General features: G+C 61.4%; 17 protein-coding genes. 4 read left to right on the top strand and 13 right to left on the bottom strand.

The window, feature by feature from the left end:
- The first annotated feature begins 154 nt into the window (after window positions 1–154).
- The gene (locus tag ACSQ3F_RS01430; protein WP_436098573.1) at window positions 155–787 is read left to right on the top strand and encodes a LysE family translocator; all 633 of its coding nucleotides are present in this window, start codon (window positions 155–157) and stop codon (window positions 785–787) included.
- A gap of 85 nt (window positions 788–872) precedes the next feature.
- On the opposite strand, the gene ACSQ3F_RS01425 is transcribed toward ACSQ3F_RS01430, so the two are convergent.
- The 13 genes from ACSQ3F_RS01425 to ACSQ3F_RS01365 form a co-directional block, all read right to left on the bottom strand.
- Entirely contained in the window at window positions 873–2123 is a 1251-nt protein-coding gene (locus ACSQ3F_RS01425) for a class I SAM-dependent RNA methyltransferase (protein WP_436098572.1), read from the bottom strand.
- Entirely contained in the window at window positions 2120–2908 is a 789-nt protein-coding gene (locus tag ACSQ3F_RS01420) for a TlyA family RNA methyltransferase (protein WP_436098571.1), read from the bottom strand. Before ACSQ3F_RS01420 ends, ACSQ3F_RS01425 begins: the two co-directional genes overlap by 4 nt.
- Window positions 2909–3029: 121 nt before the next feature.
- On the bottom strand, window positions 3030–4940 hold the full coding sequence (dxs, locus tag ACSQ3F_RS01415; RefSeq protein ID WP_436102010.1) for a 1-deoxy-D-xylulose-5-phosphate synthase: 1911 nt from the start codon (window positions 4938–4940) through the stop codon (window positions 3030–3032).
- A gap of 167 nt (window positions 4941–5107) precedes the next feature.
- Window positions 5108–6031: a pirin family protein gene (locus tag ACSQ3F_RS01410; RefSeq protein ID WP_436098570.1), complete on the bottom strand. Its 924-nt coding sequence runs from the start codon at window positions 6029–6031 to the stop codon at window positions 5108–5110.
- Between the two features lie 176 nt (window positions 6032–6207).
- On the bottom strand, window positions 6208–6414 hold the full coding sequence (locus ACSQ3F_RS01405) for a HepT-like ribonuclease domain-containing protein (protein ID WP_436098569.1): 207 nt from the start codon (window positions 6412–6414) through the stop codon (window positions 6208–6210).
- A gap of 58 nt (window positions 6415–6472) precedes the next feature.
- Complete coding sequence (locus tag ACSQ3F_RS01400; protein ID WP_436098568.1) at window positions 6473–6781, bottom strand: nucleotidyltransferase family protein; 309 nt, start codon at window positions 6779–6781, stop codon at window positions 6473–6475.
- Between the two features lie 80 nt (window positions 6782–6861).
- Window positions 6862–7308 carry a type II toxin-antitoxin system VapC family toxin gene (locus ACSQ3F_RS01395; protein WP_436098567.1) on the bottom strand — a complete coding sequence of 149 codons (447 nt, stop codon included), beginning with the start codon at window positions 7306–7308 and terminating at the stop codon, window positions 6862–6864.
- Entirely contained in the window at window positions 7305–7571 is a 267-nt protein-coding gene (locus ACSQ3F_RS01390; protein WP_436098566.1) for a type II toxin-antitoxin system Phd/YefM family antitoxin, read from the bottom strand. The genes ACSQ3F_RS01395 and ACSQ3F_RS01390 overlap by 4 nt, the downstream gene beginning before the upstream one ends.
- Before the next feature lie 76 nt (window positions 7572–7647).
- Complete coding sequence (locus ACSQ3F_RS01385) at window positions 7648–7908, bottom strand: exodeoxyribonuclease VII small subunit (RefSeq protein WP_436098565.1); 261 nt, start codon at window positions 7906–7908, stop codon at window positions 7648–7650.
- 2 nt (window positions 7909–7910) lie between these two features.
- Window positions 7911–8837 (bottom strand): histone deacetylase family protein, encoded by a 927-nt coding sequence (locus ACSQ3F_RS01380; RefSeq protein WP_436098564.1) that lies wholly within the window; start codon window positions 8835–8837, stop codon window positions 7911–7913.
- A 115-nt stretch (window positions 8838–8952) separates the two neighbouring features.
- A complete protein-coding gene (locus ACSQ3F_RS01375) occupies window positions 8953–9516 on the bottom strand; it encodes a biotin transporter BioY (protein WP_436098563.1) in 564 nt (187 codons plus the stop codon).
- 85 nt (window positions 9517–9601) lie between these two features.
- Window positions 9602–10225 carry an energy-coupling factor transporter transmembrane component T family protein gene (locus ACSQ3F_RS01370; RefSeq protein ID WP_436098562.1) on the bottom strand — a complete coding sequence of 208 codons (624 nt, stop codon included), beginning with the start codon at window positions 10223–10225 and terminating at the stop codon, window positions 9602–9604.
- Window positions 10219–10899, bottom strand: a complete 681-nt coding sequence (locus tag ACSQ3F_RS01365; RefSeq protein WP_436098561.1) for an energy-coupling factor ABC transporter ATP-binding protein — start codon at window positions 10897–10899, stop codon at window positions 10219–10221. Before ACSQ3F_RS01365 ends, ACSQ3F_RS01370 begins: the two co-directional genes overlap by 7 nt.
- Before the next feature lie 115 nt (window positions 10900–11014).
- Between ACSQ3F_RS01365 and ACSQ3F_RS01360 the strand changes: the two genes are divergently transcribed.
- The 3 genes from ACSQ3F_RS01360 (at window position 11015) to ACSQ3F_RS01350 (ending at window position 13221) form a co-directional block, all read left to right on the top strand.
- Window positions 11015–12211 (top strand): winged helix-turn-helix domain-containing protein, encoded by a 1197-nt coding sequence (locus ACSQ3F_RS01360; protein WP_436098560.1) that lies wholly within the window; start codon window positions 11015–11017, stop codon window positions 12209–12211.
- A 121-nt stretch (window positions 12212–12332) separates the two neighbouring features.
- The gene (locus ACSQ3F_RS01355; RefSeq protein WP_436098559.1) at window positions 12333–12734 is read left to right on the top strand and encodes a VOC family protein; all 402 of its coding nucleotides are present in this window, start codon (window positions 12333–12335) and stop codon (window positions 12732–12734) included.
- Between the two features lie 220 nt (window positions 12735–12954).
- Entirely contained in the window at window positions 12955–13221 is a 267-nt protein-coding gene (locus ACSQ3F_RS01350; protein ID WP_436098558.1) for a hypothetical protein, read from the top strand.
- Window positions 13222–13301: the final 80 nt, after the last annotated feature.

The raw sequence follows: 13301 nt of genomic DNA, 5'->3' as shown, positions 1-13301 counted from the left end.
TGAAGAAAAGCCCTGCTTCCGAGAAGCCGGGCTCTTTTTTCGATCTCGCAAATCGGAGCTTTGATCGCGAAACTGGCGATATCGTCCGGTGTGGTCTTGATAAAAAAAGGAATCTTGGTAATCGAGAGTTCCGGCCAACTCGAAGGAAAACGATATGCCGGATTTCTCCACGATCATCATTTTTGCCGCCGCATCCGTGGTGCTTACTGCCACGCCCGGACCCGACATGCTCCTCATTGCTTCCCGGAGCATATGTCAAGGGCGGGCGGCAGGGTTTCTAACCTATGCGGGCATCGCGCTCGGGACCTACTGCCATGCTCTGGCGGCGGCGCTGGGGCTTTCTCAACTCTTCCTGGCTGTGCCTGTTGCCTATGACCTCATCCGCTGGGCAGGTTGCGCCTATCTTCTTTATCTGGCTTGGAAAACGATCCGATCGGAAGGTTCCGGCTTTTCGCCATCTGCAGATTTGGCACGGCTATCCACGAAGAGAATTTTTGGTGAGGGTCTGGCGACAAACCTGCTCAATCCCAAGATGGCGTTGTTCGTGCTTGCATTGTTCCCGCAATTCATGAAACCGGAAGCGGGATCAATGATCCTGCAGGCATTTGTTCTCGCAACCGTGTTGAACAGTATCGGCTTTCTGGTAAACGGCGCCGTGATCCTTCTGAGCGGTCACATCCGCACAAGGGTAGGGGAAATCGGGCGGTTCAAGAAGGTGCCGCAGTACCTTCTCGCCACAGTATTTGCCGGTCTGGCATGCCGCCTTGCGCTCGGAGGCCGGAACTAGATCGGCGTCAGAATGCCGAAAAGAACTTTCACGAAGGTCGGTCGCACAATTTGATTTTTTGCGACCGACGACGGGGAAGCGCCCATCATTTCTCCAGCGTCGCCACCACTTCCACATGCGACGACCAGAGGAACTGGTCGATCGGCGTAACCGAGGTGATGCGATAGCCGGCATCGACGAGGATGCGCAGGTCGCGCACCAATGTCACCGGATTGCAGGAGACGGCAACAACCTTCTTCACGCCGGAGCGGGCGATTTCCTTGGCCAGAACTTCGGCGCCGGCGCGTGGCGGGTCGAAGACGATGGCGTCGTAGATCTTCAGTTCCGAGGCCATCATTGGCCGGCGGAAGAGGTCGCGTTTCTCGACCGTGACCGGCTTCAGGCCTTGCGTGTTGCGGGCTGCGAAATCAAGCGCCTTCAGTGCCTTGTCTTCGCCCTCGACCGCATGGACGCGGGCTTTCCTTGCAATGCGCAGCGAGAAGGTACCGGAACCGGCAAAGAGATCGGCGACGCGCTTGGCCTTGCCGAGATGCGCCATCACCAGGTCTGCCATCGCCTCTTCGGCGGGCTTTGTCGCCTGGGTGAAGCTTCCGGGGGGCGGCGAGACCGAAACGCCGCCGAAATCGATGACGGGCTTGACCGGCTCGACCAGGATTTCGCCGTTGAGGCTGAGACGGGCAACACCCCTTTGGCCGAGAACGGTTTCGATTGCCATGCGCCGCTGCCGATCGTCCATCGCCTTGATGCCTTCGAAGGCAAGATCGAGGCCGGAGAGGGTTTCAAGCACGGTGATGCGAAAGGGCTCGGCGTTGACGGCCATGGCATTGGCGATCGTCCGGATGATTGCAAGCCGCGACACGATGCCGGGGCTTGCGATGGGACATTCGGAAATCGAGACGATGTGGTGGCTTTCGGCCTGATTGTAGCCGAGCAGCAGTTCCTTCTCGGTGCGCCGTGCCGTGAACACCGTGCGCCGGCGTTCGCCGGGATGGGCAAGCACCAAGGGCGCCACCTCTGCCTGCAGCGCCTTCGATTTCAGCGCATCGACGACCAGCTGCCGCTTGAAATCCTGGTAGAGGCTGTCGCTGGCATGCTGCAGGCTGCAACCGCCGCAGGCGCCGTTTTCGCCGTCCGGTCCGAAATGCCGGCACTTCGGCGAAACGCGATCCGGCGAGAGATCGGACATGGACATCACCGTGCCCCTGTCCTTGTTGACCGCCAGTGCCACCGTTTCACCCGGCAGCGTGAAGGACACATAGACCGGCCCGAACGGGCCGCGGGTCACGCCGTCGCCGGACGTGCCGAGCTTCTCGATGGTCAGCGTCTCGGTACTCATAGTTCTTCGTCCAAGGGGGCGTCATCGTCCATGGGCTTGCGACCGGCCAGAAGATATTCCTCGTTGCCGTCGCCGCCGGAGATCGGGGAGGGGATAAGGCCGAGACTTTCCCAGCCCATGTCCTCGATGAGCCAGCGCTCCAGTTCGGCAGCGACGGCGGGGGCGCTGTCCGGATCCTTGAGCAGGCCCGCCTTGCTGACGGCCTCGCGGCCGGCCTCGAATTGCGGCTTGACGAGCAGGATGCAGTGGGCGCCGGGCTCGGCGAGATCAAGCGCCGGCGGCAGGGCAAGCTTCAGCGAGATGAACGAGACGTCGGAGACGACGAAGGAAATGGCATGGCCGTCGAGATGGTCCTCGTCCAGCACGCGGGCGTTCAGCCCTTCGATATTGGTAACGCGCGGATCGGCCTCCAGCCGCGGATGGAATTGACCATGGCCGACGTCGATCGAAATCACATGCGCCGCGCCGTTGTGCAGCAGGATTTCGGTAAAGCCACCGGTCGAGGCGCCGATGTCGAGGCAGTCCAGCCCCTCCGGCGACAGCTTGAAATGTTCCAGACCCGCCTTCAGCTTCAGCGCCGCGCGCGAAACATAGGCCTGGACCGGATCGTCGATGCCGATCGTCACGTCCTCGGGAAAGGTGGAGCTTGGCTTGGTGACCGTGCGGCCATTGACGGTGACGGTGCCGCGCTGGATCGCATCGCGGGCGCGCGAACGGCTGGCGACAAGCCCCAGGTTCAAGAGCAGCTGGTCGAGGCGGACGGTTGTTTTGGGTTCGTTTGACATGGCCCGTCATGGCGCGTCGAGGCCGGTATGGCAAGGCTTATGGGCTGTTTAACGGCAAATAATGCCGGATAGCAGGGCCTTGCGCGGCAGGTCAGGGTGGTCTCGGTGCCGGAGTGGGCCGTCAGCCTGTCGCCTCGACGCCGATTTCCTTTTGGCCGAGCGCGCGGAACACCGTCGAGACGATGCCGGCGCGGTCGAGGCCGGCCTTGGCATACATGGCCTCGGGCTTCGCCTGTTCCATCCAGATATCCGGCAGAACCATGGGCCGGATTTTCAGGCCATTGTCGAGCAGACCCTCATGCGCGAGGAATTGCAGCACATGGCTGCCGAAGCCGCCGACGGCACCCTCCTCGATGGTGATCAGCACTTCGTGATGGCGGGCAAGCTGGCGGATCAGGTCTTGATCGAGCGGCTTGGCAAAGCGCGCATCGACGACCGTCGTCGAAAGGCCGGCGGCATCGAGGTCTTCGGCGGCAAGCAGACAATCGGCAAGGCGTGTCCCGAAGGAGAGCAGCGCTACCTTGGAGCCCTGCTTCATCACCCGGCCCTTGCCGATCTCGAGAATCTGGCCGCGCTCGGGCATCTCGACGCCGATGCCTTCGCCGCGCGGATAGCGGAACGAGATCGGCCCCTGATCATAGGCGGCTGCGGTGCGCACCATGTGCTTCAGTTCCGCCTCGTCGGCCGCCGCCATGACGACGAAGCCGGGTAGGGTCGCGAGATAGGTCGTATCGAACGACCCCGCATGCGTCGGCCCGTCGGCTCCGACGAAACCAGCACGGTCGATCGGGAAGCGAACGGCCAAGCCCTGGATCGCCACATCGTGCACCACCTGGTCATAGCCACGCTGCAGGAAGGTCGAATACAGCGCGGCAAACGGCTTGTAGCCCTCGGAAGCGAGACCAGCCGCAAAGGTCACCGCATGCTGTTCGGCAATGCCGACGTCGAAGCAGCGGGAGGGATGGGCAGCTGAGAATTTGTCGAGGCCGGTGCCGGAGGGCATGGCGGCGGTGACGGCAACGATCTTGTCGTCGTAGCCTGCTTCCTGCGTCAGAGCTTCGGCAAAGACAGAGGTATAGGCGGGGGCATTCGGCTTGGCCTTGGCCTGCGCGCCGGTGATGACGTCGAAGGTGTTGACACCGTGATACTTATCGGCGGCAGCCTCCGCCGGCGGATAGCCCTTGCCCTTCTGCGTCACCACGTGGATCAGCACCGGACCCTTGGAATTGTCGCGCACATTGCGCAGCACCGGCAGCAGATGATCGAAGGAGTGACCGTCGATCGGGCCGATATGATAGAAGCCCATTTCCTCGAACAGCGTGCCGCCGGTCACGTAGCCGCGCGCATGCTCGACCGCGCGGGTGATCGCCCGGTCCACCGACTTGCCGAGATAGGCCGTCAGCTTCTTGCCGAGCTCGCGGAAGCCCATATAGGTGCGGCCGGAGGCGAGGCGCGCCAGATAGGCGCTCATCGCGCCGGTCGGCCGGGCGATCGACATGTCGTTGTCATTGAGGATGACGATCAGCCTCGCATCGAGCGCACCGGCATTGTTCAGCGCCTCATAAGCCATGCCCGCCGACATGGCGCCGTCGCCGATGACGGCAATGACATTGCGCGGCTCGCCGGAGAGATCGGCCGCAACCGCCATGCCGAGGCCGGCGGAGATGGAGGTCGAGGAATGGGCGGCGCCGAAGGGATCGTATTCGCTTTCGGCGCGGCGGGTGAAGCCGGAAAGGCCGTTTTCCTGGCGCAGCGTGCGGATACGGTCGCGGCGGCCGGTCAGGATCTTGTGCGGATAACACTGGTGGCCGACATCGAAGATCAGCCGGTCATACGGCGTGTCGAAGACCTTGTGGATGGCGATCGTCAGCTCGACCACGCCAAGGCCTGCGCCCAGATGTCCGCCGGTGCGCGACACCGCATCGACCATTTCGGCGCGCAGTTCCGTTGCCAGTTGCGGCAGGTCCTTGTCGTCGATCTTCCTCAGATCGTCGGGATAGGTCACCTGATCGAGAAGGGGAGTCGCCGGCATGGTATTGACTGGCAGTTGTGTCACGCTGAAGGCCTTCGTTCCCGCGGCTCGTCGTAGAGCCGCGATATCAAATGTGGGTGTCCGCAGGAACCCGCGTCTTTAAACGGAATCGACATGGATTGCAAAAACGGGTTTTCTTGCGGCGCAAACAAAGAGTTTAACGAATATTACCGTTCCGGCAAAGGGATAAACTCTTTCTCGTCCCCCGGCACGATGTCGAAGCGGCCGGTGCGCCACTCCTCCTTGGCCTGTTCGATCCGCTCCTTCGAAGAGGAAACGAAGTTCCACCAGATATGCCGCGCCGAGCCCAGCGCCGCGCCCCCGAACAACATGACATGACAGCCCATCGGACCGGCCGTGACGGTGATCGGATCGCCTGCCCGAAAAACCAGCAGCTGATTGTCGGCGAAATGATCGCCGGCGATGATCGCCTCGCCTTCGAGGATATAGAGCGCGCGCTCCTCCCATTGGGCGGCGAAAGGAGCGCTTTTGCCGGGCTCGATCCTCAGGTCGACATAGATCGTATCCGAAAACACCGAGACCGGCGACCGCATGCCCTCGAATGTGCCGATGACGACACGTCCTTCCATGCCGCCGGTGTTGAAGGACGGCAGGTCGCGTTTTTCAGTATGGGTGAAGATCGGATCGATTTCCTCGTATTGATCCGGCAGCGCCAGCCAGGTCTGCAGCCCGGAGATCGACTGCGGTAGCCCACGCAGCTTTTCAGGTGAGCGCTCCGAATGCACGATGCCGCGCCCGGCGGTCATGAGATTGATGTCGCCGGGCTCGATGACCATTTCGGTGCCGAGACTGTCGCGATGCTTGATCTCGCCGTCGAAGAGATAGGTGACGGTCGAAAGCCCGATATGCGGATGCGGCCGCACGTCGACTGCCTGACCGGCCCTGAGCAGCGCCGGACCCATGCGGTCGAAGAAGATAAATGGCCCGACCAGCCGGCGCTTCGCCGTCGGCAGGGCCCGTCGCACCTGCAGATTGCCGATATCGCTGGTGCGCGGAATGATCAGATGCTCGATCGCATCACACGCCGGCGCATCACCGGCGACGGGGTCTGGTCCGGGGAAGAAGCTCATGGCGGGTCCTCGTAAGCCTTTGGCAGGTGCGGCCGAAAGAAAGCATGAAAACAAGGTCTGACGGTGGCGCGCAATGGGCGACGCGCGAATTAACAGTCGGCCTCGATCTCTTGCTGTCCGGAGAGGAAAGCCTCAACGTCCGCAAGAAGACCTGGCAGGCTGTTCTCCCGGATGTTTCAGATGATTTCCGCATCGACATTGTCGTATTCGTGCCTGAGGATATTTCCCATGGCCCGAATGCCCGCCCAATTGTGGTCGGGAAATTGCTCTTCAGCGAACGTGCCGAGCTTCGCGGCTGCTTCGGAAATGCGCAGCAGGCATCTTTCCACGGCGTCCCGAACCAGATTGTTTTCTTTGAACAGGGCGAAGTCCAACCCGTCCATGTATTTGTCGATCAGTCGTACGTTTGCGACAATGTCGCGTAGCCGAACCAACGGCTTGCTAGAAGGCAATGGTTCGGTCCCGTTCTATCTCGCGCCGCAGTCGTGCGTTTTGAACTGGTTCGGCGACGATATCGACGCGTCTGCCGGTCATATGCTCGATCGCCGCCTTCAATCGCTCCAGTGCTCCGAAATAGCCGAAGCCGGATCGCCGCACCGGTTCGGACAACTCGACGACGACGTCGACGTCGGACCCAGCCTCTTCCTCGGCGCGTGCAAAGGACCCGAACAGCGCAACGTGCTCCACGCCCGCACTCTCCAGAGTCGAGCGATTTTTCCGTAGTGTGGCCAGAACCTGTTCCTTGCTCATGGCGCCACTTTACCTTCAAGCTGTCCGTCAGTCGAGCCACAGGCCTATTCCCCGTCGATCGGCTAATTGTCTCCCGAAAATTAGCCTGCGATTTGATAGGGCGACTTGGCAGATATGGCAAAGGGCGTGAAGTCTTTGAGATTGTTTGTGATGACCGTCAAGCCGTGGGCTTTTGCCGTTCCCGCGATCATGGCGTCCGCCGCACCTGGGGCATGGCCTGCCGATACGGCAATAGCTTCCAATTCACCCGAAATCCTGGCAACCGTGGCATCGAGAGGCAGGATATTTTCGGCATAGGCGGATGTCAGGCCAACAAGCCAAATGCCGAGAGCCTCGGCTTTCGATTTGGCTCCTCTGTGTTCCAATATCTTGATGCCCTTTTGGATTTCATGGACCGTTATGGCAGACAGGTAAATGCTATTTAATCGCTCCTGTTCATCCATCCATGCCGCGAAAGCCTGTGATGGTTCGGTTCTGGAGGGGGCAAACACCGAGATGGCGTTCGTATCCAGAAGGAAGCCGCTCACAGGTCTACATCTCTTGCCGGGGCGGGGTTGCGAACGAAAACGTCGTCGCTAATGTCGAGATCAGTCGGGAACGTCTTGAGGTAGCGGACAAGGCTCGGCCGGTCGGTTCCGAGCGCCTTCTTTGCGGCTTCCGCCGCCCCGACACTGACCAGCACGGCTGCCGCGCGGCCATGCCGCGTAATCGTCACAAATTCACCGGACGCCGCCTTGTCGATGACATGGGAAAACGTCGCTTTTGCGTCTTTCAGGCTGATCGTCGACATGAAACCTCCCATTCAGGGGTCATATGTGACCTTTTTAGGTTCCCGCGTCCGAGAAATCAAGCTCAGAATTCAGGACTCACTCCCCGTCGAGCGGCTCCACCCCTTGCGGCTTGCCGGCGCGATCGAGCCTGATCTTCTCGATGCGGTTTTCGGCGGCGCTGAGCAATGCTTCGCAATGTTTCTTCAGCGCCTCGCCGCGCTCGTAGATCTCGATCGACTTGTCGAGCGCAACGTCGCCGCGTTCGAGCGCGGAGACGATCGCTTCGAGTTCCTCGACGGCCTTTTCGAAGGAGAGAGACGAAACGTCGATCGCGGCGGTTTGCGGTACTGTGGTCATGGTCATCCTCTCATCAGGCGATAGATGTGGGTGCCGGCCGATTCGGCCAGGCCCTGGAGATCGTAGCCGCCCTCGAGCAGGCTGACGATGCGATTGTTGGCGGTCTTGCCGGCGGCGTCGAGCAGCCGCCCCGTCGCCCAGTCGAAGTCCTCGGCGACCAGATTGATCTGCGCCAGGGGATCGCGGTGGTGGGCGTCGAAGCCGGCGGAGATCAGGATGAAATCCGGGCGGAATTCATCGAGCGCGGGGAGCACGCGTGACTTGAAGGCCTCGCGGAAATGGTCGCTGCCGGTGTCGGGCGAGAGCGGCGCGTTGACGATGTTGCCGGCGCCTGTCTCGGTCTTGGCGCCGCTGCCCGGATAAAGCGGCATCTGGTGGGTCGAGCAGAACAGCACCGACGGGTCGTCCCAGAAGATGTCCTGCGTGCCGTTGCCGTGATGCACGTCCCAGTCGATGATGGCGACCCGCTCGGCGCCGTGCCTTTGCTGTGCATAGCGGGCGGCGATGGCGATCGTGTTGAAGAAGCAAAAGCCCATCGCCTTGTTCTTCTCGGCATGATGGCCCGGTGGGCGGGCGGCGACGAAGGCATTGTCGGCCTTGCCGGAAAACACGGCGTCGACGGCTGCAACGGCGCCGCCGATCGCGGTCAATGCGGCCTGAAGGCTTGCGGGGCTCGCATGCGTGTCGGCCTCGAACGAGTTGATGCCTTCCTCCGGGATGACCGACATGACCATGCGCAGATGTTCTTCCGGATGGGCAAGCAGCACCAGATCCTCATTGCCCTGCGGCGCCTCAAGCCGCGAGAGCGAGGAAAAACGCTCGTGCTCCAGCGCCAGATTGAGCGCCTTCAGCCGGTCAGGCCGTTCCGGGTGACCTTCGGGAACCTTGTGTTCCAGAAAGATCGGGTTTTCGAACAGGATCGTGGTCATGGCAGGAACCTATGGTTTTGGGCGTGCGAGGTCCATGGCATAGGTAGGGCATTTGCAGCGTTTTCAACAGTGCCGCCGGATCCTTGAAAAACGGAGGCCCGGCGGCGCCCGGATTTCAGGCGCGGTGCGGCAGCAGCGGGTAGCCGATGAGGACAGCCCGGGCGGCAAGCGTCGCGATGCCGGCCTTCAGGAGGTCGCCGGGGATGAAGGCGAGCGAGCCTGTTGCAACGTCGGCAAGCGGCGTGCCGGTCGTCATGCTCACCCACGGCATGCCGATGGCATAGAGCACCACGATGCCGCCGACGACGGAGGCGATGAAGAAGGCCGCGAACTGCCTGATCTCGCTCTGGCCGTCCTTCACCAGCCGCTCGGCGATCAGGCCGGTGACGAAGGTGGCGACGATCCAGCCAAGGATGAAGCCGCCGGTCGGACCCTGGATAATGGCAAGGCCACCCCTGCCGCCGGATAGGACGGGCAAGCCGGCTGCCACGAGCAGCACGAACAGGAGATAGGCGAGCGCGCCGCGCTTGGCGCCGATGATGCAGCCGGCCAGCATCACGCCCATCGACTGAGCCGTGATCGGCACGGGAATGAAGCCGAGCGTGATGGGCGGGATGATGCCGAGAACCACGATGATCGCGGTGAAGAGGGCAACAAGCACAAGGTCTCTGGTTTTCATGACGGGTCCTTTGTCCATTAGAACCTTGGATCTAAAGCGGCTTCTCGTCCAAGGGAAGCCGGCAGCGCAACAAAAGCTGCGCACATCATCTGTTCCGGCCGGCCAGGGGCCGGCGAAAGCCGCGCGCGTCGATCGCCATGGCGATCGTATCGGCATCCTTGAGCGTCAGGATGATCAGCGGCGCAAGGATCGTCAACGGCCGGACCTTCAGGCCGCGCGCCCGATGCGCCTCGCGGATCGACTGGTAGTGGTTGAAGATATCGGGAACGAAGCGCAGCACGAGGCCGAAGGCGAGGCCGACATCCGCAGCGCGCAGCAGGCCAAGCCGCTCGAGCGGCTGCAGCAGCCGGGTTATCTCGTCGATGAAGTCGCCGGTCGCCGTCGTCGCCGTCACGGCGCCCGCAAACAGCACGATCGCCGTCAGCCGGAAAAAAGCCTCAGCCGCTTCGCGGATCGAGGTGAGGTAAGCCGTCGCGATGAGCAGGATCAGGATGGTGAAAAGGATGGGTTTCAGGCGGGTGAAGCCATCGCGGACGGTGAGGCCAGTGGTGAAATAGATGCCGGCGGCGAGCACAAAAGCCGGGACAAGCACGAAAAAGGACGAAACGAAATAGAACGCGAGGCCGAGAACGAGCAGGATGGCGAGCTTCATGCGCACCGGCATCCTGTGCAGAGGCGTGCTGCCCTCGACATTCAGCCCGTTCAGCATTCCGCCGCCTCGCGATAGGCGCGGATGGTCTCCTGCGCCGGGCCATCGGCAACAAGCTTGCCATCATGGAACAAAAGCACACGGTCGAAATGCTCGATCAACGGCAGGTCATGGCTGATGACGATGGTGTGCTCGTCGAGACCGGCAATGGTGTTTTCGACAAGCCGGCGATTCTTGAGATCCAATTGGTTGGTCGGTTCGTCGAGGATGAGGATGCCGGGGCCGGTCACGACGACGCTGGAGATGGCGACGAGTTGGGTCTCGCCGCCCGAGAGTTCGTGGACCCGCCGCTTGGCCAGATGTGTAATGCCGAACCGGGCGAGCACGGCGGCTGTCTTGCGCTCGATCTCGTCGCTCTTCAAGCCGCGATTCTTCAGGCCGAAGGCGATGTCCTCGTGCACGATCGGCATGATGATCTGGTGCTGCGGATTCTGGAAGATGAAGCCGGCGGCTGCGAGGACCGCGCCGTCATCGCGCACCGTATCGAGCCCATTGACGGAGACGGTGCCGGTCGTCGGCTTGACGAGGCCGTTGATCAGGCGTGCGAAGGTGGTCTTGCCGGATCCGTTGAGGCCGATGATGCCGATGCGCCGCTCGGTGAGCGTCAGGGTCAGAGGCTGGAGAACCGTGCGCTCGCCAAAGCTGACGGATGCGCCGGAAAAGCGTATGTCCAATCCGCGTCCCCCGCTTGTCGATAGGCAGGCTCTATAGGACGAATTCTTGTCCGTTGAAAAGAGGCGTTCGGTTGGGGGCTTGAACAAAGTGTGAACATTCGCCTAGATTGTCTCCATGGCGATTCTCGTTTCAAACCGCGATGCGCGGCGCATTTTCCTGAACAAGCAGGGCCTGGCGGCAGCGCCGCACCGGGCACTCGGCAAGGACGGTCTGCTCGATCTCATCCACGATATCGGCTTCGTCCAGGTGGACAGCATCTCGACGGTCGAGCGCGCCCATCACCAGATCCTCTTCTCGCGCAACCAGACCTACCGGCCGCAACACTTGGCGGCATTGATCGAGAAGGACCGGGCGCTGTTCGAGCACTGGACGCATGATGCCTCGATCATTCCTTCGGCTTTTTTCCCCTATTGGAAGCATCGCTTCGTGCGGCGCGAGGCCAAGATCCGCGAGAACTGGCGCAAGTGGCAGGGAGAGGGTTTTGATCAGGCCTTCGAGGAAACCTATGAGCGGATTCGGGCGAACGGTCCGATCATGGCGCGGGACGTGAAAGCCGAGGATCACAAGTCGGGCGGCTGGTGGAACTGGCATCCGTCGAAGACGGCGCTCGAATTCCTCTGGCATACCGGCAAACTCTCGATTGCAGCGCGCGACAATTTCCAGAAGATCTATGACCTGACCGAGCGGGTGATCCCGAAGGAGCATTACGAGGCCGAAGTCGATCACGACACCTTCGTCGACTGGGCCTGCCGCGAGGCGCTGAAGCGGCTCGGCTTTGCCACGTCCGGCGAGATCGCCGCCTTTTTCGATCTGGTGACGCCGCAGGAAGCCAAGCAATGGGTGGAAAGCCATCGTGAAGAGTTGGAGGACGTTGCGATCGAAACGGTCGACGGCAAGCCGCGCGGCTCCTTCGCCTTTGCCGACGGGATCGAGGCACTGCGCGATCTCACTGATCCGCCCGCGCGCCTGCGGGTGCTCAGCCCCTTCGATCCGCTGATCCGCGACCGCAACCGAACCGAACGTCTGTTCGGCTTCTATTACCGCATCGAAGTCTTCGTGCCCGAGCCGAAGCGCGAATACGGCTACTACGTCTTCCCGCTGCTTGAAGGCGACCGCCTCGTCGGCCGCATCGACATGAAGGCGGACCGCAAGGCCGGAACCCTCGACGTCAAGCGGCTCTGGTGGGAAAAGGGCGTGCGGACGTCGTCGGGCCGGATGGAGCGGCTGGAGGCCGAACTGGCACGGGTGGCGAAGTTCGCGGGCGTCGAGAAGGTGGTGTTCCTGGATGGCTGGGAGCGCGAGGTCCGCTGAGCGCGGATCGGGTATAGGAAGTCACGCATAACTGTGAATGCCCGCTTTGACCCGAAGCGGACTCGTATTCGCTCCCGAATTCTGCAACCATAGATACTATTGTCGGACCAGCAGAGGCGCCATGAACCAAGCTATTGCACTTATCGCGATTGTCGTTCGCGACTACGACGAAGCAATCGACTTTTACGTCAACAAATTGGGGTTCACTCTGGTTGAGGACACCTACCAGCCGGAGCAGGACAAGCGCTGGATTGTCGTCAGGCCCGCGGGCGAGGGCAGCACCTCATTGCTTCTCGCACGCGCGTCCTCGACTCATCAGGAAACGTTCATAGGCAACCAGGCTGGTGGTCGAGTTTTCTTATTCCTGCGGACCGACGATTTCAGCAGGGACTACTCGGCCATGCTCGAAGCCGGCATCCGGTTTACGCGCGAGCCGAAGCATGCTCCGTACGGCATTGTCGCCGTGTTTGAAGACCTCTACGGAAATTTATGGGATCTCGTGCAGTTCACGGATGGACGGTAGGGGCGCAGTCGTTGGCCAGTTGTTCGCTCGCGCCAAACGGCCGCCGGACGCGGCTGTACTTCAAGGGAAGCGCCCCGTCCTGGCCATCGTTGTTTCTAAACCGTTGCGCCCCTGACGCTGCTTGACAGTCCAAGTTATAGGGCGTTCCGTGAATCGACGTGGACGGATTTTGGCACTCCTGGCGGATGTCGGACGTTCACGTCGCAAGAGGGAGGATACAATGCCGACAATTGTTGCCTACCACAACATCACAAAGGGCGCCGAACATTGGCTCAAATCGCCAAAGCGCAAAGAGTTATTTGGTCCACTTGGCGTGACCAACATTCGAACATTCGTTGACGCGCAGGACCCGACACGGGTTGCCGTTCTTATGGACGTTCCGGACATGGACGTCCTCAAGAAAGCCCTGGAGAGCACGGCAGCTGCTGAAGCGATGACTTATGATGGCGTGGTGCCGGAGTCCATCGTGATCCTCGTCGAATCATGAGTTTGGTTGCTCGGCAAGCCGATCTCGCAGGAGGCGGTCAATTATTGCAGGCCGGTTTTGGCCATTCTGGAAAATACCAG

The sequence above is a fragment of the Pararhizobium sp. LjRoot238 genome (assembly GCF_964252955.1).
GTDB lineage: Bacteria > Pseudomonadota > Alphaproteobacteria > Rhizobiales > Rhizobiaceae > Pararhizobium.
Note: the sequence above shows the minus strand (reverse complement) of the source record. Positions and strands in the feature narration are given on the sequence as shown.

Coding starts and splice junctions, on each gene's coding strand:
- ACSQ3F_RS01430 (WP_436098573.1), top strand. CDS start 155: ATGCCGGATTTCTCCACGATCATCATTTTTGCCGCCGCATCCGTGGTG.
- ACSQ3F_RS01425 (WP_436098572.1), bottom strand. CDS start 2,123: ATGAGTACCGAGACGCTGACCATCGAGAAGCTCGGCACGTCCGGCGAC.
- ACSQ3F_RS01420 (WP_436098571.1), bottom strand. CDS start 2,908: ATGTCAAACGAACCCAAAACAACCGTCCGCCTCGACCAGCTGCTCTTG.
- dxs (WP_436102010.1), bottom strand. CDS start 4,940: ATGCCGGCGACTCCCCTTCTCGATCAGGTGACCTATCCCGACGATCTG.
- ACSQ3F_RS01410 (WP_436098570.1), bottom strand. CDS start 6,031: ATGAGCTTCTTCCCCGGACCAGACCCCGTCGCCGGTGATGCGCCGGCG.
- ACSQ3F_RS01405 (WP_436098569.1), bottom strand. CDS start 6,414: ATGGACGGGTTGGACTTCGCCCTGTTCAAAGAAAACAATCTGGTTCGG.
- ACSQ3F_RS01400 (WP_436098568.1), bottom strand. CDS start 6,781: ATGAGCAAGGAACAGGTTCTGGCCACACTACGGAAAAATCGCTCGACT.
- ACSQ3F_RS01390 (WP_436098566.1), bottom strand. CDS start 7,571: ATGTCGACGATCAGCCTGAAAGACGCAAAAGCGACGTTTTCCCATGTC.
- ACSQ3F_RS01385 (WP_436098565.1), bottom strand. CDS start 7,908: ATGACCACAGTACCGCAAACCGCCGCGATCGACGTTTCGTCTCTCTCC.
- ACSQ3F_RS01380 (WP_436098564.1), bottom strand. CDS start 8,837: ATGACCACGATCCTGTTCGAAAACCCGATCTTTCTGGAACACAAGGTT.
- ACSQ3F_RS01375 (WP_436098563.1), bottom strand. CDS start 9,516: ATGAAAACCAGAGACCTTGTGCTTGTTGCCCTCTTCACCGCGATCATC.
- ACSQ3F_RS01370 (WP_436098562.1), bottom strand. CDS start 10,225: ATGCTGAACGGGCTGAATGTCGAGGGCAGCACGCCTCTGCACAGGATG.
- ACSQ3F_RS01360 (WP_436098560.1), top strand. CDS start 11,015: ATGGCGATTCTCGTTTCAAACCGCGATGCGCGGCGCATTTTCCTGAAC.
- ACSQ3F_RS01355 (WP_436098559.1), top strand. CDS start 12,333: ATGAACCAAGCTATTGCACTTATCGCGATTGTCGTTCGCGACTACGAC.
- ACSQ3F_RS01350 (WP_436098558.1), top strand. CDS start 12,955: ATGCCGACAATTGTTGCCTACCACAACATCACAAAGGGCGCCGAACAT.